The 22,200-nt window shown below is 73.1% G+C and carries 19 protein-coding genes and 1 pseudogene; 14 read left to right on the top strand and 6 right to left on the bottom strand.

The genetic code is table 11. From position 1 onward, the window contains the following. Positions 1–214 precede the first annotated feature (214 nt). The 5 genes from FHU37_RS16505 to FHU37_RS16485 all read left to right on the top strand — a co-directional run bounded on the left by FHU37_RS16505 (position 215) and on the right by FHU37_RS16485 (position 8,123). Positions 215–1,315 carry a sensor histidine kinase gene (locus FHU37_RS16505; RefSeq protein ID WP_312892636.1) on the top strand — a complete coding sequence of 367 codons (1,101 nt, stop codon included), beginning with the start codon at positions 215–217 and terminating at the stop codon, positions 1,313–1,315. A 260-nt stretch (positions 1,316–1,575) separates the two neighbouring features. Next, positions 1,576–5,412 carry a multifunctional oxoglutarate decarboxylase/oxoglutarate dehydrogenase thiamine pyrophosphate-binding subunit/dihydrolipoyllysine-residue succinyltransferase subunit gene (locus tag FHU37_RS16500; RefSeq protein ID WP_179814934.1) on the top strand — a complete coding sequence of 1,279 codons (3,837 nt, stop codon included), beginning with the start codon at positions 1,576–1,578 and terminating at the stop codon, positions 5,410–5,412. A 226-nt stretch (positions 5,413–5,638) separates the two neighbouring features. Beyond that, entirely contained in the window at positions 5,639–5,812 is a 174-nt protein-coding gene (locus tag FHU37_RS28295) for a DUF6104 family protein (protein WP_179814933.1), read from the top strand. A 206-nt stretch (positions 5,813–6,018) separates the two neighbouring features. After that, complete coding sequence (locus tag FHU37_RS16490) at positions 6,019–6,864, top strand: DUF4097 family beta strand repeat-containing protein (RefSeq protein ID WP_179814932.1); 846 nt, start codon at positions 6,019–6,021, stop codon at positions 6,862–6,864. Continuing rightward, positions 6,861–8,123, top strand: coding sequence for a PadR family transcriptional regulator (locus FHU37_RS16485; protein WP_179814931.1), 1,263 nt, complete (start codon positions 6,861–6,863; stop codon positions 8,121–8,123). Before FHU37_RS16490 ends, FHU37_RS16485 begins: the two co-directional genes overlap by 4 nt. Positions 8,124–8,186: 63 nt before the next feature. On the opposite strand, the gene FHU37_RS16480 is transcribed toward FHU37_RS16485, so the two are convergent. The 3 genes and pseudogenes from FHU37_RS16480 to FHU37_RS16470 form a co-directional block, all read right to left on the bottom strand. Next, positions 8,187–8,468 carry a GlsB/YeaQ/YmgE family stress response membrane protein gene (locus FHU37_RS16480; protein WP_218904057.1) on the bottom strand — a complete coding sequence of 94 codons (282 nt, stop codon included), beginning with the start codon at positions 8,466–8,468 and terminating at the stop codon, positions 8,187–8,189. 103 nt (positions 8,469–8,571) lie between these two features. Further along, positions 8,572–9,534, bottom strand: a complete 963-nt coding sequence (locus FHU37_RS16475) for a zinc-binding dehydrogenase (protein WP_179814930.1) — start codon at positions 9,532–9,534, stop codon at positions 8,572–8,574. Positions 9,535–9,743: 209 nt separating this feature from the next. Then, positions 9,744–10,886: pseudogene (locus tag FHU37_RS16470) on the bottom strand (NAD(P)-dependent malic enzyme); the annotation flags it as partial. Between the two features lie 785 nt (positions 10,887–11,671). Here FHU37_RS16470 and FHU37_RS16465 point away from each other — a divergent pair. The 4 genes from FHU37_RS16465 to FHU37_RS16450 all read left to right on the top strand — a co-directional run bounded on the left by FHU37_RS16465 (position 11,672) and on the right by FHU37_RS16450 (position 15,173). Beyond that, positions 11,672–12,580, top strand: a complete 909-nt coding sequence (locus FHU37_RS16465; protein ID WP_179814928.1) for an ABC transporter substrate-binding protein — start codon at positions 11,672–11,674, stop codon at positions 12,578–12,580. 48 nt (positions 12,581–12,628) lie between these two features. Then, positions 12,629–13,624, top strand: coding sequence for an amino acid ABC transporter permease (locus FHU37_RS16460; RefSeq protein ID WP_376773955.1), 996 nt, complete (start codon positions 12,629–12,631; stop codon positions 13,622–13,624). An 89-nt stretch (positions 13,625–13,713) separates the two neighbouring features. Beyond that, positions 13,714–14,466 carry an amino acid ABC transporter ATP-binding protein gene (locus FHU37_RS16455; RefSeq protein WP_179816322.1) on the top strand — a complete coding sequence of 251 codons (753 nt, stop codon included), beginning with the start codon at positions 13,714–13,716 and terminating at the stop codon, positions 14,464–14,466. Between the two features lie 125 nt (positions 14,467–14,591). After that, positions 14,592–15,173: a CGNR zinc finger domain-containing protein gene (locus FHU37_RS16450; protein ID WP_179814927.1), complete on the top strand. Its 582-nt coding sequence runs from the start codon at positions 14,592–14,594 to the stop codon at positions 15,171–15,173. Here FHU37_RS16450 and sodX read toward each other — a convergent pair. Continuing rightward, entirely contained in the window at positions 15,125–15,451 is a 327-nt protein-coding gene (sodX, locus tag FHU37_RS16445) for a nickel-type superoxide dismutase maturation protease (RefSeq protein ID WP_179814926.1), read from the bottom strand. The two genes, FHU37_RS16450 and sodX, sit on opposite strands and share 49 nt — an antisense overlap. A 122-nt stretch (positions 15,452–15,573) precedes the next feature. Here sodX and sodN point away from each other — a divergent pair, with 122 nt between their 5' ends. From sodN to FHU37_RS16425, 4 genes are all read left to right on the top strand, one after another. Beyond that, entirely contained in the window at positions 15,574–15,969 is a 396-nt protein-coding gene (gene sodN / locus FHU37_RS16440; RefSeq protein ID WP_179814925.1) for a superoxide dismutase, Ni, read from the top strand. Positions 15,970–16,129: 160 nt separating this feature from the next. Next, positions 16,130–16,609 carry a GNAT family N-acetyltransferase gene (locus FHU37_RS16435; RefSeq protein WP_179814924.1) on the top strand — a complete coding sequence of 160 codons (480 nt, stop codon included), beginning with the start codon at positions 16,130–16,132 and terminating at the stop codon, positions 16,607–16,609. Between the two features lie 318 nt (positions 16,610–16,927). Beyond that, complete coding sequence (locus FHU37_RS16430) at positions 16,928–17,338, top strand: ATP-binding protein (RefSeq protein ID WP_179814923.1); 411 nt, start codon at positions 16,928–16,930, stop codon at positions 17,336–17,338. Between the two features lie 237 nt (positions 17,339–17,575). After that, positions 17,576–18,478, top strand: a complete 903-nt coding sequence (locus FHU37_RS16425; RefSeq protein WP_246450969.1) for an RNA polymerase sigma factor SigF — start codon at positions 17,576–17,578, stop codon at positions 18,476–18,478. Positions 18,479–18,720: 242 nt separating this feature from the next. Here FHU37_RS16425 and FHU37_RS16420 read toward each other — a convergent pair whose 3' ends face one another. Beyond that, positions 18,721–19,221, bottom strand: a complete 501-nt coding sequence (locus tag FHU37_RS16420; protein WP_179814922.1) for a hypothetical protein — start codon at positions 19,219–19,221, stop codon at positions 18,721–18,723. Positions 19,222–19,835: 614 nt separating this feature from the next. On the opposite strand from FHU37_RS16420, the gene FHU37_RS16415 reads away from it, so the two are divergent. Beyond that, on the top strand, positions 19,836–20,087 hold the full coding sequence (locus FHU37_RS16415; RefSeq protein WP_179814921.1) for a WhiB family transcriptional regulator: 252 nt from the start codon (positions 19,836–19,838) through the stop codon (positions 20,085–20,087). 139 nt (positions 20,088–20,226) lie between these two features. Here the strand turns inward: FHU37_RS16415 and FHU37_RS16410 are convergent, their stop codons facing one another. Next, positions 20,227–21,759: a sensor histidine kinase gene (locus tag FHU37_RS16410; protein ID WP_179814920.1), complete on the bottom strand. Its 1,533-nt coding sequence runs from the start codon at positions 21,757–21,759 to the stop codon at positions 20,227–20,229. Positions 21,760–22,200 lie beyond the last annotated feature (441 nt).

Below are 22,200 nucleotides of genomic sequence, written 5' to 3'. Positions count from 1 at the left end.
GCCGGAAGAACGGCCGAAGCGGCCGGAACCTCCGGCGCCTGAACCGCGCGAACCACGCGAACCGCGTGCGGCGCGTGTCAGGCGTGGTGCGCGCCCGGCACGGCGTGGCGGTCCGGCGGAGCGGGAGCGGCGGGATCCGGAGCTGGCGGCGGCGGAGCGGCGGCGTCGGGCCCTGGAGCGCGGCCGGCGGCTCTCCCGGCACCTGCACCGCCGGGTGACGGTGCCGCCGGGCCTGGCCTGGCTGTGGCGGGTGCTCCGCCCGCTGGATCCGCTGCGCTCGATCCGCGCCAAGCTCGGCCTGCTGGTGGTGCTCTCGGTGGGCATATCGACCGGGCTGATCATCTTCGGGCTGCGTTCCGGCGCCCGCTTCCGCTGGGTGACGATCGCCTCGGCGCTGGCCTGCATCCTGCTGATGCTGCTGCTCACCCACGGCCTCACGCAGCCGCTGCGGCAGATGACGGAGGCGGCCCGGGCGATGGCGTCCGGGGACTACACGCGCCGGGTGCGCCCCCGGTCCCGGGACGAGGTGGGCGAGCTGGCGGCCACCTTCAACCGGATGGCGGAGGACCTGCAGTCCGTGGACCAGCACCGCCGCGAGCTGGTGGCGAACGTCTCGCACGAGTTGCGCACGCCCGTGGCGGCGCTGCGGGCGGTGCTGGAGAACGTGGTGGACGGGGTCACCCGTCCGGATGACGCGACGATGCAGATCGCGTTGGCGCAGACGGAGCGGCTGGGCCGGCTGGTCACCCAGTTGCTGGACCTGTCCCGGGTGGACTCCGGGGCGGTGCCGCTGGCGCTGGAGCGGTTCGAAGTGCGGGAGTTCCTCCAGGAGGCGGCCCGCCAGGCGGTGGTCCGCGAGGAGGCCCGGCGGCGGCCGGATCCGGAGTCGCCGGGGAGCCCCGCGGTGCTGACGGCGCTGCGGGCGCGGGTGGAGGTGCGGGTCACCCCGCACGACCTGACGGCGCTGGCCGACCGGGAGCGGCTGCACCAGGTGATCGCCAACCTGCTGGACAACGCGCACCGGCACAGCCCGGAGGGCGGCCTGATCCGGGTGGAGGCGGAGCGCGTCGGCGCGGGGCCGCTGGTGCTGCGGGTGCAGGACGACGGCCCGGGCATCCCGCCGGAGGAGCGCACCCGGGTGTTCGAGCGGTTCACCCGGGGGGCGACCGCCACGGCGGCGGGGCCGGGCAGTGACGGCGGCACCGGTCTGGGGCTGGCCATCGCGCGGTGGGTGGTGGAGCTGCACGGCGGGAGGATCTCCGTGGCGGAGACCACGGTGGGGTGCTGCATCCGGGTGGAGCTGCCGCGGGCCTGAACCGGGCGGCTGCCGCGGGCCAGGGGCGGTCGGCGGCGGGCGGGTGACGCCCGTTCGGGGCACCCCGAGTAACCACGTTTTATGCCACCATGGGATCATCGCTAAACCCCGGTACAGCGAACAGTTCGCGTCAAATTTCCGGAGTTCCGGTGAGACATGGACCTCATCGGCCACCGCGCCCCTGCCTCGCCGCCAGGGGAAGGCGTAGCCTTGTTGTCCGCTGTCCACCCCCGAGGAAGCGGAAGAGGGCGGTTTGCGCCGTGTCGCCACAATCCCCCAACACAACGAGTGCCACTAGCCCGCAAGGCCCGGGCTTCGGCCCGAACGAGTGGCTCGTCGACGAGATCTACCAGCAGTACCTCCAGGACCCGAACTCGGTCGACCGGGCCTGGTGGGACTTCTTCGCCGACTACAAGCCCTCGGCGACGACGCAAGCGCAGGAGGCCGGCGCGCCCGAGGCCGCCCCCGCCGCCGCGGCGCCGGCCCAGCCCGCGGTGACGGCTCCCGCGGCGGCCGCCGGACAGGCCACGGCCGCCCCCGCCGCCCCGCAGGCGCCCGCCGCCCCCCAGCCTCCGGCCCCCGCCGCGCCGGCCGCTCCCGCCGCGCCGGCCCAGGCCGCCCCGCAGGCGCCGGCCGCCCCGGCCCCGCGCCCGCAGGCCGCCGAGCCCAAGGCCGCCGAGAAGCCGAAGGCCGCGGCCGCCGAGGCGGAGCCGACCGGTCCGACGGTGACGCCGCTGCGCGGCCCGGCCGCCCGGGTGGCCGCCAACATGGACGCCAGCCTGGAGATCCCGACCGCGACCAGCGTGCGGGCCGTCCCGGCGAAGCTGTTGATCGACAACCGCATCGTCATCAACAACCACCTCAAGCGGGCCCGTGGCGGGAAGGTCTCCTTCACCCACCTGATCGGCTACGCCATGGTCCAGGCGCTCAAGGCCATGCCGGCGATGAACCACTCGTACGCGGTCAAGGACGGCAAGCCGCAGCTCGTCCAGCCGGAGCACGTCAACCTCGGCCTGGCCATCGACCTGACCAAGCCCAACGGCGATCGGCAATTGGTTGTAGCGGCCATCAAGAAGTCCGAGACGATGGACTTCTTCACCTTCTGGCAGGCGTACGAGGACATCGTGCGCCGGGCCCGCACCAACAAGCTGACGGTCGACGACTTCCAGGGCGTGACCGCCTCGCTGACCAACCCCGGCGGCATCGGCACCGTGCACTCGGTGCCGCGCCTCATGCCCGGGCAGGGCCTGATCGTCGGCGTCGGCGCGATGGAGTACCCGGCGGAGTTCCAGGGCGCCGCCCCGGAGACCCTGGCCCGCCTGGGCATCTCCAAGGTCATGACGCTGACCAGCACCTACGACCACCGGATCATCCAGGGCGCGGCCTCCGGCGAGTTCCTGCGCCAGATGCACCGGCTGCTGCTGGGCGAGGACGGCTTCTACGACTCGGTGTTCGCCTCGCTGCGGATCCCCTACGAGCCGGTGCGCTGGGCCCCGGACATCTCCACCACGCACGACTCCGACGTGGACAAGACCGCGCGGGTGCACGAGCTGATCCGCTCCTACCGGGTCCGCGGCCACCTGATGGCCGACACCGACCCGCTGGAGTACCGCCAGCGCAAGCACCCCGACCTCGACGTGGTCTCGCACAACCTCACCCTGTGGGACCTGGAGCGGGAGTTCGCGGTCGGCGGCTTCGCCGGCAAGTCGATGATGACGCTGCGCGACATCCTCGGCGTGCTGCGCGACTCCTACTGCCGCACCATCGGCATCGAGTACATGCACATCCAGGACCCCGAGCAGCGCCGCTGGCTCCAGCAGCGCATCGAGGGGGTGCAGGACAAGCCGGAGCGCGAGGAGCAGCTGCGGATCCTGCGCCGGCTGAACGCCGCGGAGGCGTTCGAGACGTTCCTGCAGACCAAGTACGTGGGCCAGAAGCGGTTCTCGCTGGAGGGCGGCGAGACCACCATCCCGCTGCTGGACGCGGTGCTGGACAGCGCCGCCGGCGCCGGGCTGGACGAGGTCGTCATCGGCATGGCGCACCGCGGCCGGCTGAACGTGCTGGCGAACATCGTCGGCAAGTCCTACGCGCAGATCTTCCGGGAGTTCGAGGGCAACCTCGACCCGCGGTCGATGCACGGCTCCGGCGACGTGAAGTACCACCTGGGCGCCGAGGGCACCTTCACCGGGCTGGACGGGGACACCGTCAAGGTGTCGCTGACCGCCAACCCCTCCCACCTGGAGGCGGTCGACCCGGTGCTGGAGGGCGTGGTCCGGGCCAAGCAGGACATCGCCGACAAGGGCGGCACGGACTTCACCGTGCTGCCGGTGCTGCTGCACGGCGACGCGGCCTTCGCCGGCCAGGGCGTGGTGGCCGAGACGCTGAACATGTCGCAGCTGCGCGGGTACCGCACCGGCGGCACCGTGCACCTGGTGATCAACAACCAGGTCGGGTTCACCGCCGCGCCGGCCTCCAGCCGCTCCAGCACCTACGCCACCGACGTGGCGCGGATGATCGAGGCGCCGATCTTCCACGTCAACGGGGACGACCCGGAGGCGGCGGTGCGCGTCGCCAAGCTGGCCTTCGAGTTCCGCCAGGCGTTCAACAAGGACGTCGTGATCGACCTGATCTGCTACCGGCGGCGCGGGCACAACGAGGCGGACAACCCGGAGTTCACCCAGCCGCTGATGTACGACCTGATCGACAAGAAGCGCTCGGTGCGCAAGCTGTACACCGAGTCGCTGATCGGCCGGGGCGACATCACGCTGGAGGAGGCCGAGCAGGCGCTGAAGGACTACCGCGACCAGCTGGAGAAGGTCTTCACCGAGGTGCGGGAGGCGACCGCGCAGCCGGCGGACGTGCACCCGACCGAGCCGGTGCCCGACTTCCCGGTGGCGGTGCCGACCGGCATCGGCGCGGACGTCGTCAAGCGGATCGTGGACGCGCAGGTGGCGCTGCCGGAGTCGTTCCACCCGCACCCGCGCCTGCTGCCGCAGCTGCAGCGCCGGGCCAAGATGGTGACCGACGGCACCATCGACTGGGCGCTGGGCGAGACCCTGGCGTTCGGGTCGCTGCTGATGGAGGGGCACCCGGTCCGGCTGGCCGGCCAGGACAGCCGCCGCGGCACCTTCGGCCAGCGGCACGCCGTGCTGGTCGACCGGGAGACCGGCGGCGAGTACACGCCGCTGATGTACCTCACCGAGGACCAGGCGAAGTTCACCGTCTACGACTCGCTGCTGAGCGAGTACGCGGCGATGGGCTTCGAGTACGGCTACTCCCTGGCCCGGCCGAACGCGCTGGTGCTGTGGGAGGCGCAGTTCGGTGACTTCGTCAACGGCGCGCAGTCGGTGGTGGACGAGTTCATCTCCTCCGCCGAGCAGAAGTGGGGCCAGACCTCCGGCGTGGTGCTGCTGCTGCCGCACGGCTACGAGGGCCAGGGCCCGGACCACTCCTCGGCCCGCCCGGAGCGGTTCCTGCAGCTGTGCGCGCAGAACAACATGACGGTCGCGATGCCGACGACCCCGGCGAACTACTTCCACCTGCTGCGGTGGCAGGTGCACAACCCGCACCACAAGCCGCTGGTGGTCTTCACGCCGAAGTCGATGCTGCGGCTGAAGGCGGCGGCCTCCACGGTGGAGGAGTTCACCTCGGGCGCGTTCCGCCCGGTGATCGGGGACGCGGCGGTGGAGCGCGGCGAGCTGGACCCGGCGGCGGTGCGCAAGGTGGTCTTCACCTCCGGCAAGGTGCACTACGACCTGGCCGCGGCGCGCGCCAAGCGCCGGGTGACGGACACCGCGCTGGTGCGGATCGAGCGGCTGTACCCGCTGCCGGTGGACGAGCTCCAGGCGGAGCTGGCGAAGTTCCCGAACGTGGAGAGCTACGTCTGGGCGCAGGAGGAACCGGCCAACCAGGGTGCCTGGCCGTTCATCGCGCTGAACCTGATCGACCACCTGGACCTGGTGCTCGGCGCCCAGGCCGGTGCCAAGGGCCGGCTGCGGCGGGTCTCCCGCCCGTCCTCGTCGGCGCCGGCCGTGGGTTCGGCCAAGCGCCACGAGGTGGAGCAGCAGGCGCTGATCGAGGAGGTCTTCGCCGTCTGACGGCGGGGGCGACAATGGGGCCCCGGCCCGCCGGTACCGCCGGCGGGCCGGGGCCCGCGCGCTGTTAGCCGTAGCAGGTTCAGGACAGATGGCGCGAGAGAGCCGAAGGGGCGCCGGCGTCTGGACTGAGGAGCGACAAGCGAAGCGCCGGAGCGACGAAGGAAGAGGCCGGCTGGAGCCCCGTAGGCGAGCGAGCCATAGTTCAAGACAGAGAGGTAGCGAGGACGTGTACTTCACCGACCGCGGCATCGAGGAGCTGCAGGACCGCCGTGGTGAGGAGGAGGTCAGCTTCGACTGGCTGGCCGAGCGGATGCGGGAGTTCGTGGACCTGAACCCGGACTTCGAGGTCCCGGTGGAGCGGCTGGCGACCTGGCTGGCCCGGCTGGACGACGAGGAGTAGGCCCCCGGTCGCGCGCCTCCGGGACGACCCGGATTCGTCCCGGAGGCGGGTCGGGCTCTCCTTGACTCCCGCAAGACGCGATATATCGTGAAGAGCGGAACGACGGAGAACGACGCGGGAAGACGCGATATGTCGCATGATCGCCGCACACGGCCGGCACGGCCCGGGCGGCACGTCGCGAGCCGCACCCACGCGAGGAGGCCGGGATGCCTGGTTGGACGGTCGACGAACCCACCACACTCTCCTTCGACGGTGATCCCCTGACCGACGTGCGCGTACGCGTCGTCGGCGGGACGGTCAACGTCGTCGGCACCGACGGCCCGGCCCGCCTGGAGGTCACCGAGGTCGACGGCCCGCCGCTGCGGGTCGACCGGGAGGGCGGCACGCTGACCGTGGGCTACGAGGACCTCAGCTGGAGCGCCGCGCTGAACTGGCTGGACCGCTCCCGCTGGCGGCGCCACGCGGCCGTCTCGCTGGCGGTGCCGTGGGACACCCGGGTGGAGGTCGGCACGGTCACCGCGCCGGCGGTGGTCGGCGGCCTGCGCGGCACGGTGGCGGTGCGCAGCGTCGGCGGGCCGCTCACCCTCACCCGGCTGAGCGGGCGGGTGGAGGCGCAGACCGTCACCGCGGAGATCACCGCCCACGGGGTGACCGGCGCGCTGAAGGCGCACACCGTCTCGGGGCCGCTCACCGTGACCGACGCGGGCGGCTCCCGGATCGGGGCGAACTCGGTCAGCGGCTCGATGGTGATGGACCTGGAGGACACCGCGGACACCGAGCTGACCCTGCACAGCGTCTCCGGAGAGGTCACCATCCGGCTGCCGCACACCGGGGACGCCCAGGTGGAGGCCGGCTCCGCCTCCGGGCGGCTCAGCTCGGCCTTCGACGAGCTGCGGATGGACAACCACCGGGGCGCCAAGCGGCTCAGCGGGCGCCTCGGCCGGGGCGGCGGCCGGCTGCGCGCCTCCACCGTCTCCGGATCGGTCACCCTGCTCCGCCGCCCGCCGGGCGAGCCGGACGACGCCCCCCACGAGCGGAAGGAACTGGCATGAGCCCGGTCTTCGCACACGGCCGGCTGCGGCTGTACCTGCTGGCGCTGCTGGCCGACGAGCCGCGGCACGGATACGAGCTGATCCGGCTGCTCCAGGAGCGCTTCCAGGGCCTGTACGCGCCCTCGGCCGGCACGGTCTACCCGCGGCTGGCCAAGCTGGAGCGGGAGGGGCTGGTCAGCCACACGGTGGAGGGCGGCCGGAAGGTCTACGCCATCACCGAGGCGGGCCGGCGGGAGCTGCGGGAGCGCAGCGGTGAGCTGGCGGAGGTGGAGGCGGAGATCCGCGACTCGGTGGCGGAGCTGGCCGCGGAGATCGCCGAGGACGTCCGGGCCACGGCGCGGGAGCTGCGGGAGGAGCTGGACGCGGCGGCCCGCGAGGTGCGCGGGCGGCAGCCCGCCGGCAAGGAGGCCGGGCCGGGCGAGGCCGAGCCGGGCGACGCCGAGGAGCGGCCGCACGGGCCGCACGGCGGGCGCGGCCCGTGGGCGGGCGGCTGGGGGCCCGGGCCGTTCGGTCCGGGCGGCCCGCTGGGCCCCGGCGGCCCCTTCGGCCCGGGCGGCCCGGCTGACCCGTTCGGTCCGAACGGCCCGCTGGGCCCGCGGGGGCCGTTCTGGGGCGGCGGCGGCGTGCCCGGTGGGGCCCGGAACTGGCGCCAGGCCAAGGAGGCGGCCAAGCGCTACGCGCGGCAGCAGGCCGAGCAGGTCCGCGAGGAGGCCCGGCGGCAGGCGGAGGAGGCCCGGCGGGCCGGGGAGCGGCACGGGCACCCGGGGCACGGGCACCCGGGGCACGGCCACCACGAGGCCGACCAGGCGCGCGAGCAGGCCGCCCGGATCGCCCGGGACATCCAGGAGCGGATGCGCCAGGCGCGGGAGGGCGGGGACTGGCAGCGCGGCCTGACCGAGGGGCTGGGCGAGCTGACCCGGGGGCTGGCGGACCTGGCCCGCGGCCTCGGCGGCGGGCGGGGTGCGCAGTGGCCCGGCGTGGGCGACCGGGGGGCCGCCGCGGGCAAGGAGGCGGGGGACGCCTGGGCGGACGCCGTGCGGAACTGGGAGCGTCCCGATCCGGACGCCGATCCGCTGCGCGAGCTGGAGCGGCTGCTGGACCGCTTCCGCGACGAGGTGCGGGACGCGGCGCGGGACGCCGGGGTGACCCGGGAGCAGCTGGACCACGCCCGGGACCTGCTGGCCACCACGGTGACCGGCCTGCGCGCGCTGCTGGGCGGGAGCCCGGAGGACGGCCGCCGGGACGGCCGGGAGGGGTAGTGGACGCGGGGGGCGCCGCGGCGGCCGGCTACCGGGCCGCCGCGGCGCCCCCCGCGTCGCCGCTCAGTGCGCGGGGTGGTGGCGGGCCCCCGTCCGGCCGCGGACGGCGCGGACCAGCAGCAGGACGATGACGGCCCCGATGATCGACCCGATGACGCCGGAGCGGACGAAGGACTCCCGCCACAGCGCCCACATGATCAGGCCGCCGACGAAGGATCCGGCGATGCCGAGGAGCATCGTCATCGGGATCGACATCGCGTCCTTGCCCGGCACGAGCAGTCGCGCGATGGCTCCCGCGACGAGTCCGATCACCAGCAGCCAGACGATGCCCATGAAGACGTCCATGACCGGTCCTCCTCAAGGGGACGATGGAATTGGTCACTCGCGTCCAGTATGCCCGTTTTGACCCATTCGCACGCGGCGAGGACCACCGCCCCGCCCGGCACGTTCAGACCGTCAGCACCACCTTGCCGAACAGGTCCGGCTCCTCCAGGCGGCGCAGCCCGTCGGCGGCGCGGTCCAGCGGCAGCACGCTGTCGATCACCGGCCGCACCCCGGTCGCGGCGCAGAACGCCAGCAGGTCGGCCAGCTCCTCCTTGGTGCCCATGGTGGAGCCGACCACCTTCAGCTCCAGGAAGAAGATCCGGTTCAGCTCGGTCGCCGGCGGATTCGCCCCCGTGGTGGCGCCGGAGACCACCAGGGTGCCGCCCGGCTTCAGCGCCCGGACCGACGAGGTCCAGGTGGCCGCGCCCACCGTCTCGATCACCGCGTCCACCCGCTCCGGCAGCCGCTCGTCCGGGGCCAGGGCCGCCACCGCGCCCAGTTCCACGGCCCGCTTGCGCTTGGCCTCGTCCCGGCTGGTGGCGTAGACCCGGATGCCGGCCGCGTGGGCCAGCGCGATGGCGGCGGTGGCCACCCCGCCGCCGGCGCCCTGCACCAGCACGCTGCCACCCGGCCGCACCCCGGAGTTGGTGAACAGCATCCGGTAGGCGGTCAGCCAGGCCGTCGGCATGCAGGCGGCCTCCTCGAAGCTCAGCTCCCTCGGCTTGGGCACCAGGTTCCAGGTCGGCACGGCGACCTGCTCGGCGAAGGTGCCCTGGTACTTCTCGGTGAGCAGGCTGCGGCGCTCCCGCGGCCCCACCCCGTGACCGGTCGCGCCGATCACGGCGTGCACCACCACCTCGTTGCCGTCCGGGTCCACCCCGGCCCCGTCGCAGCCGAGGATCATCGGCAGCTGCTCCTCGGCGAGCCCCACCCCCCGCAGCGACCACAGGTCGTGGCGGTTCACCGACGCCGCGCGCAGGGTGACGGTGGTCCAGTTCTCCCGGGCGGCGGGCGCCGGGCGCTCGCCCAACTCCAGGCCGTCCAGCGGGTTCTCACGATCGATCCGGGCAGCGTATGCAGAGAACATGCGCCCAGGTTAGTTCTCGGCGGATTCCCGCACCGCCGGAACACTTCGACCAGTCGTCCACGGACGGAAAGGGAAGTCCCTTCCGAAAACCGGAAGGAAGCGGGAACTGACGGCCCGCCGGAGCCCGGTGTGCGCCCGGGCCCCGACGGGCCGCCGTCATCGGTCCACCCGCCGGCCGGCCGGTCGGTGGGCCGCCGGCCGGCGCCGGCTCACTGCCGGGCCACGCCGTCCTTCCGCGCCGCCTCGGCCACGGCCTCCTGGACGGCCGGGGCGACCCGCGGGTCGAAGGGGCTCGGCACGATCCGGTCCCCGGCGACCTCGTCGTCCCCGAGCACCCCGGCCAGCGCCTCGGCCGCCGCGAGCTTCATGTTCTCGGTGATCCGGGTGGCCCGCACCGACAGCGCCCCGGCGAAGATGCCGGGGAAGGCCAGCACGTTGTTCAGCTGGTTCGGGAAGTCGCTCCGCCCGGTCGCCACCACCGCCGCGTGGCGGTGCGCCACCTCCGGGTGGACCTCCGGCGTCGGGTTGGCCATGGCGAAGACGAAGGCGCCCGGCGCCATCGCCGCCACCGCCTCCTCCGGCACCTGGCCGCCGGAGACGCCGACGAAGACGTCCGCCCCGCGCAGCGCCTCGGCCAGCGTGCCGGTCAGCCCGGCCCGGTTGGTCTCCTCGGCGATCCGCCGCTTGACGTCCGTCAGGTCGGTGCGGCCGGTGTGCAGCACGCCCCGGCGGTCGGCCACCGCCACGTCGCCGACGCCGGCGCCGAGCAGGATCCGGGCGATGGCGACGCCGGCGGCGCCCGCCCCGGAGATGACCACCCGCAGGTCGCCGAGGCGGCGCCCGGTCACCTTCGCCGCGTTGCGCAGGCCGGCCAGGGTGACCACGGCGGTGCCGTGCTGGTCGTCGTGGAAGACCGGGATGTCCAGGCGCTCCTGGAGCCTGCGCTCGATCTCGAAGCAGCGCGGCGCCGAGATGTCCTCCAGGTTGATGCCGCCGAAGGACGGCGCCATCCGGACGACCGTCTCGACGAACTCGTCCGGGTCGGTGCAGGCCAGCGCGATGGGCACCGAGTCCACCCCGCCGAACTGCTTGAACAGCAGCGACTTGCCCTCCATGACCGGCAGCGAGGCCTCCGGCCCGATGTCGCCGAGGCCGAGGACGGCGCTGCCGTCGGTGACCACGGCGACCACGCCGGACTTCCAGGTGTACTCGTCCACCAGCTCGGGACGTTCGGCGATGGCCTCGCAGACCTTGGCGACGCCGGGGGTGTAGGCGAGGGAGAGGTCCGCGGCGTCACGCACCGGGACGGTGGAGCGCACCTCCAGCTTCCCGCCCCGGTGCAGGGCGAGCGCGGCCTGGAGGAGATCGGTCTCGGCGGGCACCGGCGCGCGGCCGGCGCCGGTCGGATCCTGGCTGGGGAGCGTCTGGCTGTCGACGATCTCGGCTGTCAAGTGGTGCCCCCTAGGCACGTTTTCCGGGAGTGCTGACCACTCCCGAGGTGAGGGTTTTGAGTGGTGCCGGCTCCCCCCAGGTAATGCCACACGGGTCTTGTCGACCGCTGGAGGCTGGCTAAAAGCACCGGCCAGCCGGCCGCCGCCGACGCCCCCGGTTCGGGCCCGAAGGCGCCGTGGCGCCTGGCGGCGGGGCGGGGGCGGGGATGACGGCCTCAGCGGAGGGCAGGGCTCCGCGCGGCGCAGGGGGGCCGGGCCGCCGCGTTCGGGGTGCAGGCGCGACGGGGCGCCTCCGGCGGCCGCCGGGCGCGCTTGCGGACGGCACGCGCGCCCACCGCGGGATCGCGGACGACGGGCGAGGGTGGTCCCGTCCGGACTGGGGAGCGGCGCTCCGGCCCGCAGGTCCGCGAGGGGCCCATACGCACCCGCCTGTGTTGCTGGTGGGGCCCTCCCGCTTGATGGTGAAGCATGACACACTTCGCCCCCGGAAACAGCCCCGTCATTAATCGATGACAAGGTGGGCGCCACACTCGCCACGCCGATGATGCAAGAATATGCAAATCGGTACATGTCTAAACATCGTCCCGATGGCGACGGCGCGGCCCCTCCCCCGATCGGGGTCGGAGCCCGCGTCGCCGCCGCATGAGCCGCCCCCTGCCCGGACCGGCAGGAACGAAAGGAACCCGATGCGCACCCTCTCCTCCCTCCCGGCCCGCCGCCGTCTGCTGGCGCCGGTCGCCCTGGTCGCCGCCGGCACGCTGCTGCTCAGCGCGTGCGGCTCGGACGACGGCGGCTCCGGCGAAGGAGGCGGCGGGGCCAACGCCGAGGCGCCGCTGTTCGACCAGCTCCCGGCGGAGGTCCAGGAGAGCGGGGTGCTGCGGGTCGGCACCAACGCCGCCTACGCGCCGATGGAGTACGTCGAGGGCGACGACATCGTGGGCGTGGACCCCGACCTCGGCGCGGCGCTCGGCGAGCAGCTCGGCGTGGAGTTCGAGTTCACCAACGCCCCCTTCGACAGCCTGCTCACCTCGCTGAGCTCCGGCCGTCTGGACGTGGTGATGTCCGCCATGAGCGACACCGCCGAGCGGCAGGAGACCGTCGACTTCGTCGACTACTTCAACAGCGGCACCTCCATCCTGGTCGCGGCCGGCAACCCGGAGGGCATACAGACCCTCGACGACCTGTGCGGCAAGACCATCGCCCTGCAGAAGGCCACCACCATGGAGGAGATCGCCGAGGCGCAGAAGGAGCGCTGCGCGACCGAGGGCCTCGGTGAGCTGACCGTCAACACCTACGAGAACGACACCGACGCGCTGCTCCAGGTCCGCCAGGGCCGCGCCGTCGCCGACCTCAACGACTTCCCGGTCGCCGCCTACAACGCGCAGAACTCCGAGGGCGCCTACGAGGTCGTCGGCGAGATGACCGACGCCGGCCCGTTCGGCATCGCCGTCCCCAAGGAGGACACCCAGCTGCGCGACGCCATCGCCGCGGCGCTGGACGCGATCATCGCCGACGGCTCCTACGCCGAGGTGCTGGAGAAGTGGAACGTCAGCGCCGGCGCGGTGGAGGCCGCCGAGATCAACGGTGGCTCCTGACCGGCGGCGTCCCGCTCCCGGACGTGGCCGAACCGTAGGAGACCCCTCGTGACCACCCCTTCTCCCTCCCTGCGCAAGCCGGAGCCCGGCGGCGGCACCGCCGCCGCCGTGGCCGGCGCGCCGGGCACCCCGATCAAGGCCGTCCCGGTGCGCCACTGGGGCCGCTGGATCAGCGCCGTCGCGGTGCTGGTCCTGCTCGGCCTGCTGGTCCGGGCCTTCTGGCGGGCCCAGATCGACTGGGCCATCATCCCGGAGTACCTCACCACCGACACCATCATCAGCGGCGCCGGGAACACCCTGCTGATCACGGTCGCCTCGATGGCGCTGGGCGTGGTGCTCGGCGTGCTGTTCGCCGTGATGCGGATGTCCCGCAACCCGGTGATGGCGGCCGTCGCCTGGGGGTACATCTGGTTCTTCCGCGGCACCCCGGTGCTGGTGCAGCTGCTGCTGTGGTACAACCTCGGGCTGGTCTTCCAGACCTTCACCATCCCGGGCGTCTACTCCACGCCGATGAGCCAGTTCATGACGCCGTTCCTGGCGGCGCTGCTCGGCCTCGGCATCAACGAGGGCGCCTACATGGCCGAGATCGTGCGCGCCGGCATCCAGTCGGTCGACCACGGGCAGACCGAGGCCGCCCAGGCGCTCGGCATGAGCGCCCGCAGGACCATGTGGCGAATCGTTCTTCCCCAGGCCATGCGGGTGATCGTGCCGCCCACCGGCAACGAGTTCATCAACCTGCTGAAGACCTCGTCGCTGGCCACCTACGTGGTCTACCCGGAGCTGATGCGGCGCTCCCAGGACATCTACAACAACAACCTCGCGGTGATGGAGCTGCTCATCGTCGCCTCCTTCTGGTACCTGGTGCTGACCAGCGTGTTCAGCGTCCTGCAGTACTTCCTGGAGCGGCGCTTCGCCCGCGGCACCAGCGTGGGCGGCACCGCGCCCGGCCTGCTGGCCCGGATCGGCCGGGACCTGCGCGGCCACAGGCCGGCGCCACCGGTGGCGGAGAAGAGCAGCGAGCGGTTGGGGCACGAGAAGACATGAGCGATTCGCTGAGCAAGAACCGGGCGCCGTCGGACGCCGTCCCGTCCCGAGCCGCGGCCCGGGACGGCGCCGGGGCGGCGCCCACCCCGATGGTGCTGGCCGAGGACGTGCACAAGTCCTTCGGCTCCACCCAGGTGCTGCGCGGCATCGACCTCGCCGTCGCCCCCGGGGAGGTGTTCTGCCTGGTCGGCCCGTCCGGCTCCGGCAAGTCCACCTTCCTGCGGTGCATCAACCACCTGGAGAAGATCGACGCCGGCCGGCTGTGGGTCGACGGCGACCTGGTCGGCTACCGGCAGCGCGGCGAGAAGCTCTACGAGCTGCGCGACCGCGAGGTGGCCGCCAAGCGCCGCGACATCGGCATGGTGTTCCAGCGGTTCAACCTCTTCCCGCACATGACGGCGCTGGAGAACGTCATGGAGGCCCCGGTGCAGGTGCGCCGGCAGCCCAGGGCGCAGGCCGCCGAGCGGGCCAGGGCGCTGCTGGAGCGGGTCGGCCTGGCCGACCGGATGGGCAACTACCCGGCCCAGCTCTCCGGCGGCCAGCAGCAGCGCGTGGCGATCGCCCGCGCGCTGGCCATGGACCCGAAGCTGATGCTGTTCGACGAGCCCACCTCGGCGCTCGACCCGGAGCTGGTCGGCGAGGTGCTGGACGTGATGCGGCAGCTCGCCCAGGACGGCATGACCATGATCGTGGTGACCCACGAGATGGGCTTCGCCCGCGAGGTGGGTGACGCGCTGGTGTTCATGGACGGCGGCGTGGTCGTCGAGTCCGGGCACCCGCGCGACGTCCTCACCAACCCGCAGCACGAGCGCACCCAGGCGTTCCTGTCCAAGGTGCTGTAGAACGCCCCGGGCCCGCACGACGCCGGCGGGGCCCGCCGCGGACGCGACCGCGTCCGCGGCGGGCCCCGCCGGCGTTAGGGTTGCGGCACACCGCCCGCCCCCGACCGAGGACGCAGCCGACGCCCGTGGACCTCTCCTCCTACGCCGAGTACGCCGTGCGGCTGGTGAACACCTCCAACCCCGCCACCGGCGAGGAGGAACTCACCTCCGTGGAGCGCATGCGGGAGGTGCTGCCGCTGCACAGCCAGGCCGTGCACGCGGCCACCGCCGCGGACCTGCCGGTGCTGCGGGAGGTCCGCGCCGGCCTGCGGGAGGTGTTCGAACAGGCCGCCGCCGGCCGCCAGGCCGCCGCCGTGGCCGCGCTGAACACCCTGCTCGCCCGCCACCCGGTCAGCCCGCAGGTCTCCGGGCACGACCGCAGGGGCCCCGACGGCCGGCCGGACTGGCACATCCACCTCGCCGAGCACGCCGACACCCCGGCCGCCGCCTACGCCGCGGTGGCCTGCATGGGCCTGGCCATCCAGGCCACCGCGCTCGGCCTGGACCGGCTCGGCACCTGCCAGGCGTCCCGCTGCTCGGGGGTCTTCGTGGACACCTCCACCAACCGCTCCCGCCGCTACTGCTCGGACCGCTGCGCCACCCGCGCCAACGTCGCCGCCTACCGGGCGCGCAAGCGCCGGGAGAGCACGGCCGGCCGCGGCCGGTAGCGCAGCACCACCCGCGCCAGCACGTCGCCCTCCGGCACCGCCCCGAAGCCCCGGCTGTCCCCCTCGGCGAAGGGGTTGTCCCCGAGCAGCCACCAGCCGCCGTCGCGCCGGCCCTCGGCCCGCTTCACGATCAGCAGGGACGGCTGCTCCGGGTGGCGGGCGACCACCACGTCCCCGGGGCGCACGGCCGCGCCCCAGCGGATCAGCAGCCGGTCCCCGTGCCGCAGCGTCGGCACCATCGACGGGCCACTGACCACGGCGGTACCCCAGCGCGCCATCCGACTCCCCTTTGACGTTCCAACATTCGAAAAGTTCCAACTTCTGATCGAGGTGATCGGCTCGCCCCCGGGTAGGCGGAGTAGTCTCACCTCCGGGAAGACGATCACGAGAAGGGACTTCCATGTTCTCTCGCCTGTTCGCACGTCCGGTCACCGTCCACGCGCACTGTGACCTGCCCTGCGGTGTGTACGACCCGGCCCAGGCGCGCATCGAGGCCGAGTCGGTGCACATGATCCAGAAGAAGTACCAGGACAACGAGGACCCGGCGTTCCGCACCCGCGCGATCGTCATCAAGGAGCAGCGGGCGGAGCTGGCCAAGCACCACATCTCGGTGCTGTGGAGCGACTACTTCAAGGCCCCGCACTTCGAGAAGTACCCGCAGCTGCACGAGCTGGTGAACAGCGCGCTGAAGGCCGCGAGCGCCGCCAAGGCCTCCACCGACCCGGCCACCGGCCAGAAGCTGCTGGACCTCATCGCCGAGATCGACAAGATCTTCTGGGAGACCAAGAAGGCCTGACGGTCCGCGCCGGCCGCACCGGACCGGTCGGTCGGGCACCGATCCGGGGGCGCCCCAGCCGCGGCTGGGGCGCCCCCGCGCCGTTCCCCCCTCCCCCGCGGCCCGTCCCACCCTTCGAAATCCCCGCCGCGTGGCGGGAGGGCCCGCCTAGGCTGCACGCATGATCCGCACCGCGACCGAGGCAGACGTCCCCACCATCCACGCGATGATCCACGAGCTGGCCGAGTACGAGAAGGCCGCCCACGAGGTCGAGTCGACCCCCGAGCAGCTGCGCGCCGCGCTGTTCGGCGAGCACCCGGCGGCGTTCGCGCACATCGCCGAGGACGACACCACCGGGGAGCCGGTCGGCTTCGCCCTGTGGTTCCGCACCTACTCCACCTGGACCGGCACCCACGGGATCCACCTGGAGGACCTCTACGTGCGGCCCTCCGCGCGCGGGGCGGGCCACGGCAGGGCCCTCATCGGCGAGCTGGCCCGGCTGTGCCGGGAGAACGGCTACGCGCGGCTGGAGTGGGCGGTGCTGGACTGGAACGAGCCCGCGATCGCCTTCTACCACGGGCTGGGCGCGGTCCCGATCGACGAGTGGCGGATCTTCCGGCTCTCCGGCGAGGCGCTGCAGGGGTTCGGTGGCGCGGCCTGACCCGGGGTGGCCGCGCCTGGGATACGCTTCGCGCTCCCTGGCATACAATGCGTGACGGTTCGGTCGACATCGGTCGCTGACGCCCTGTCAGCGCCGGTGTACCGGGCGAGCCGGGCCGCGGTGTCCGTACCGGCCGCGCGACATCCCGGCGCCGAGCGCGGTAGCGTCACTTCGGGCGCACACGGGAAGACCGCGGTGGAACGCGGGGCACGCGTGCGCGCCATCGGCACGCCGTCCTCCCGGTGCCCCCACCTCGGGCGGCGCGCACCCACACAAGCACCGGAGAGCAACAGCACCGCGCGTCACCTGGAGGTAAGGGTGTCCCAGAATGAAGCCGAGCCCACGGCTGCGGACTTCGTCGAGGTCCGGCTTCCGGCGGCCGGGGCCTATCTCTCCGTGCTGCGCACAGCCACGGCCGGTCTCGCCGCACGGCTGGACTTCACCCTCGACGAGATCGAGGACCTGCGCATCGCGGTGGACGAGGCGTGCGCCATCCTCCTGCAGCAGTCGGTGGAGGGCGGCGTGCTCTCCTGCGTCTTCCGGCTGGTGGACGACTCGCTGTGGGTGACGGTCTCCGCGCCCACCACGGACGGGCGGGCGCCCGAGCGCGACACCTTCGCCTGGACGGTGCTGTCCGCGCTGGCCGGCGAGGTGGAGTCCGCGGTCGCCGAGGACCGCACGGTGAGCATCAGCCTGCACAAGAAGCGCGGCGCGGGGCTGGGCTCGTGACCCGGCTCGCGGCCGTCGCGCGCCCGGGCCGGCACCGGCCCGTCCACGGCCCCCGGTCAGGCCGCGGCCACCAGGGAAGCCACAGCCACCAGGAAAGGAGGACGCCAGTTGAGTGACGCCAGGCGGCGCGGGACGACGGGTTCCTCCTCCCGCGGCGGATCTTCCACGCCGAAGGCTCCCTCCGGCGTGCAGCAGCACCCGACCGTACCCGCGCAGGCGGGCGAGGACCGCGACGACATGGACGAGCGAGACGGCACGCCGGGCGAGGAGCCCGGCCAGCAGGCGGGCGGGGCGGCCGGCGAGGCCGGCGCGGGCCGGCCGCGCGGCGGGGACTGGCCCGCCGACGAGGGGCTCGCCATCGCCGAGGAGGTGGTCCGGGCCGTCCCCGCGGACCGCAGCGGCGCGCGGGCGATCTTCCTGCGGATGGCGGCCCTGCCGGCCGGCTCCCCGGAGCGGGCCGCCCTGCGCGACGAGCTGGTGCGCATGCACCTGCCGCTCGTGGAGCACCTGGCCCGGCGCTTCCGCAACCGCGGGGAGCCGCTGGACGACCTCACCCAGGTGGCCACCATCGGCCTGATCAAGTCGGTGGACCGGTTCGACGCCGAACGCGGGGTGGAGTTCTCCACCTACGCGACGCCGACCATCGTGGGCGAGATCAAGCGGCACTTCCGGGACAAGGGCTGGGCGGTGCGGGTGCCGCGGCGGCTGCAGGAGCTGCGGCTGTCGCTGACCTCCGCCACCGGCGAGCTGTCCCAGCGGCACGGCCGGGCCCCGACGGTGCACGAGCTGGCCGAGCACCTCGGCATCTCCGAGGAGGAGGTGCTGGAGGGCCTGGAGTCGGCCAACGCGTACAGCACGCTGTCGCTGGACGTGCCGGACAACGACGACGAGTCGCCGGCCGTGGCGGACACCCTCGGCAGCGAGGACGACGCGCTGGAGGGCGTGGAGTACCGCGAGTCGCTCAAGCCGCTCCTGGAGCAGCTGCCGCCGCGGGAGAAGAAGATCCTGCTGCTGCGGTTCTTCGGCAACATGACGCAGTCGCAGATCGCCCAGGAGGTGGGCATCTCGCAGATGCACGTCTCGCGTCTGCTGGCGCGGACGCTGGCGCAGTTGCGGGAACGGCTGCTGGTCGACGAGTGACGGCGCAGTGACAGGGATCACAGGAACCGGGAGGGGTTCGGACCGCGTCCGCCCTGGCGCCCGCCGGAGCATTCCGGTAAGGACGCGGGAATTCCGGGAGCGGTTCCCTCGAACACTTCTGTGATTGGGATAAATACAGTCACTGAACAGATAAATGCCCTCCTTCTGCCGCTCGCCCGAGCGGGAGAAGGAGGGCATCGCCGTTTCGGCGTTTCCCCGCCGCCGACCGGCGGCCGTCCCGGTCAGCTCCGCGCCACGCGCCCCGTCCCCGCCGGCGCCATGGCGCGCAGGGCCGCCGGGTGCAGCAGCAGGACCAGCCCGGCCAGCCCGGACAGGCCGAGCAGCACCCCGCCGGCGACCAGCGCGCCCCCGTTGGTGGCCATCTCGTAGGCCACCGGCAGGCAGAACAGGTTGGCGGTCAGGGCGGGCCCCCTCCCCCACCGGCGCAGCCGCCACAGGCCGTGCCCGGCGGTCAGCGGGATCGCGGCCGTCAGCAGCAGCACCAGGGCGCCGATCAGGGCGTCCCGGGTGGTCCCGGGGGTGTAGCCGTCCTCCATGCCCAGCAGGCCCTCCCCGGGGTCGCCGAACAGGCCGACCCAGGCCATCCCCAGCGCCGGCACGGCCACCAGGACGCCCTGCGCGGCCGCGATCAGCGCCGCCGCGCGCACCATGGAGCGGCCGGCGGCGTCGCCCGGCGCGGGGCCGCCTGCGGGGTCGTTCACCGTTTCCGTGCGGTTCGTCATGGCTGCGCCGTCCTGGCTTCGTGCGTGGGGTCTGACCCCAGCAGGTTACGCGTGGCCGGAGGCGGCCGTCGGGGGCGTCCCCGCCCGCATGCCCCGCGGGCGCCCGGGTAGGCGCGGTATTGACGCGTTCCACATCACGGGTGATTCGGGGACGGAACGTCCGTCCGGCGGACACATCGCCTGACGGTCCACCAGATGCCGTTTGTGATGCGCGCCACGCCGGGAACTGACCGTGGTCGTCGGTTTGCAGGCGAAGTCAGTTCACCGCGTGTGATTATGTGAGTGGAACGGTCTTAGGGCCTTGCACTCGAACGCCAGGACCCGATAGATCCCTCGGAAGTGGGCTTGTGACCAAGGCGACACCGAAGAATCCAAAAAACCTCGACGAAGGGGCTTGTATCCATCGCCAAGGTTTGCCAGTCTCTACTTGGCAGTCGGGACGGCGCTTCTCAAGCCACCGGCCAAGCCCGAATCCAGACCCTCACCCGCTTGGGGACCGACGGACCGTCGGCCCCATCTTCCGTGGGGGGATTCGTGAAAGCGTTCACATTCACAAGCCACCGTCAGGTGTCGTAGGGGCAGCCCGCCCCGCGACAGGAGGAGTTGGAGCAGCTATGGACTGGCGCCACCGCGCTGTCTGCCGTGAAGAGGACCCCGAGCTGTTCTTCCCGATCGGCAACACCGGTCCCGCGCTGCTGCAGATCGAGGAGGCCAAGGCCGTCTGCCGTCGTTGCCCGGTCATGGAGCAGTGCCTTCAGTGGGCACTGGAGACCGGTCAGGACGCCGGCGTGTGGGGCGGTATGAGCGAGGACGAGCGTCGCGCCATGAAGCGCCGCGCCGCCCGCAACCGCGCCCGCAGCGCCTGAGTTACGGCTCGGCCAGCCGCTTCCTGATCAGCGGCTGACGCGCGCTCACCCGTTGAGCACCGTGAACTGAACACCGCAAGCCCACCAACCCCCGGCCTCACCCCCCGAAGGCCGGGGGTTGGTGTCTGTCCGCCGCCGTTCAGCTGTAGACGGGGATGTCGAGCGTCACGGTGGTGCCGCCCTCGGGCCCGCGGGCCATGTCGAAGGAGCCGGACAGCTCGCTCACCACCAGGGTCCGCACGATCTGCAGCCCGAGGTTGCCCTGCTTGCGCGGGTCGAAGCCCTCCGGCAGGCCGCGGCCGTCGTCGGAGATGATCACGCGCAGCACCGACTTGCGCCGGCTGCTGGAGCGGCGCACCCCGTCCGCGGTCGCGGGCACGTCGTCCGGGCGGACCGGCAGCTCCGCGCCGCGCACCGCGGTCACCTCCAGCGTCCCGGAACCGCCGTCGCCGAACCCGTGCTCCAGCGCGTTCTGCAGCAGCTCTGTCAGCACCATCGCCAACGGCGTGGCGACCTCCGCGTCCAGCACGCCGAACCGGCCGTTGCGCCGGGTGCGCACCCGGCCCTCCGGCGCCAGCTCCACCACCATGGCGAGCACCCGGTCGGCGACGGTGTCGAAGTCCACCGTCTCCTCCAGGGTCTGCGACAGCGTCTCGTGCACGATGGCGATCGAGCCGACCCGCCGCACCGCCTCCTCCAGCGCGCCGCGCGCCTGCGGGGAGTCCATCCGGCGGGCCTGCAGGCGCAGCAGCGCCGCCACCGTCTGGAGGTTGTTCTTCACCCGGTGGTGGATCTCCCGGATGGTGGCGTCCTTGGTGATCAGCTCGCGCTCGCGGCGGCGCAGCTCGGTCATGTCGCGCACCAGCACCAGGGCGCCGATCCGCTCCCCCTTCGGCCGCAGCGGGATGGCCCGCATCTGCACCACGGCGCCGGGCACCTCCAGCTCGGTGACCCGGGCGGCCCATCCGCTGGCGACCTTGGCCAGCGCCTCGTCGACCGGGCCCTTGCGCGGGGCGAGCTCGGTGGTCACCGCGCCGAGGTCGCTGCCGATCAGGTCGGTGGCCAGGCCCAGCCGGTGGTAGGCGGAGAGCGCGTTGGGGCTGGCGTACTGCACGATGCCGTCGGCGTCCAGCCGGATCAGCCCGTCGCCGACGCGCGGGACGCCGATCCGGTGGGCCTGGTCGCCGGGGTTCGGGAAGTGGCCCCCGGCGATCATCTGGGCCAGGTCGGAGGCGGACTGGAGGTAGGTGAGCTCCAGCCGGCTGGGGGTGCGCACGCTCACCAGGTTGGTGTTGCGGGCGATCACCCCGAGGACCTTGTCGCCCCGGCGCACCGGGATGGACTCGGTGCGCACCGGCACGTTCTCCCGCCACTCCGGGTCGCCGTCGCGGACGATGCGCCCCTCGTCGAGGGCGATGTCCAGCAGCGGGCGGCGGCCGCGCGGCACCAGGTGTCCGACCAGGTCGTCCTGGTGGGAGGTGGGGCCGGTGTTGGGCCGCATCTGGGCCAGCGAGACGTACCGGGTGCCGTCGGCGGTGGGCACCCAGAGCACCAGGTCGGCGAAGGAGAGGTCGGCGAGGAGTTGCCACTCGGAGACGAGGGCGTGCAGCCAGTCGAGGTCAGCTTCGGTGAGCGCGGTGTGCTGGCGGGCGAGGTCATTGAGGGACGGCACGCTTCACGGTAACCGGAACGGGGGGCGTACGGGCGCGCCAGGGCGTGCGGCGGCGTGGGAGGGGAGCGCTGGCGTGCGGACGACCACCGGTATTATTGGTCTAGTCCATAAATGGACACCCGTCGGGTATCGACACCGGGGACCGGAGGGGTCACCATATACCCGGGGTTCGCCGAGAGGCCGCCGGGTCGCTCCCGTCGACGGCCGGCGCAACCACCCCAGGCCGAGCAACGGCGCCCGGTCACACCTCCCCATCGCACCGCGCGTCCGGCGGCCGGCCGACAGGCGGCCACGGCGGCGCGACGACCTCCACCCGAACCGCACACGGGTGGACACCGCGGGGCTCGCCCCGTGGCCCTCCTGCCCGAGTCGGGTACGGAGGTGAAGGAGGGAGTCACCTCGGCACAGCTGCCCTGAACAGCGCCGAGTGCTCCCGGTCGG

Origin of the sequence: Allostreptomyces psammosilenae (assembly GCF_013407765.1) — a bacterium.
In the GTDB taxonomy this organism is placed as follows: Bacteria; Actinomycetota; Actinomycetes; order Streptomycetales; family Streptomycetaceae; genus Allostreptomyces; species Allostreptomyces psammosilenae.
Note: the sequence above shows the minus strand (reverse complement) of the source record. Positions and strands in the feature narration are given on the sequence as shown.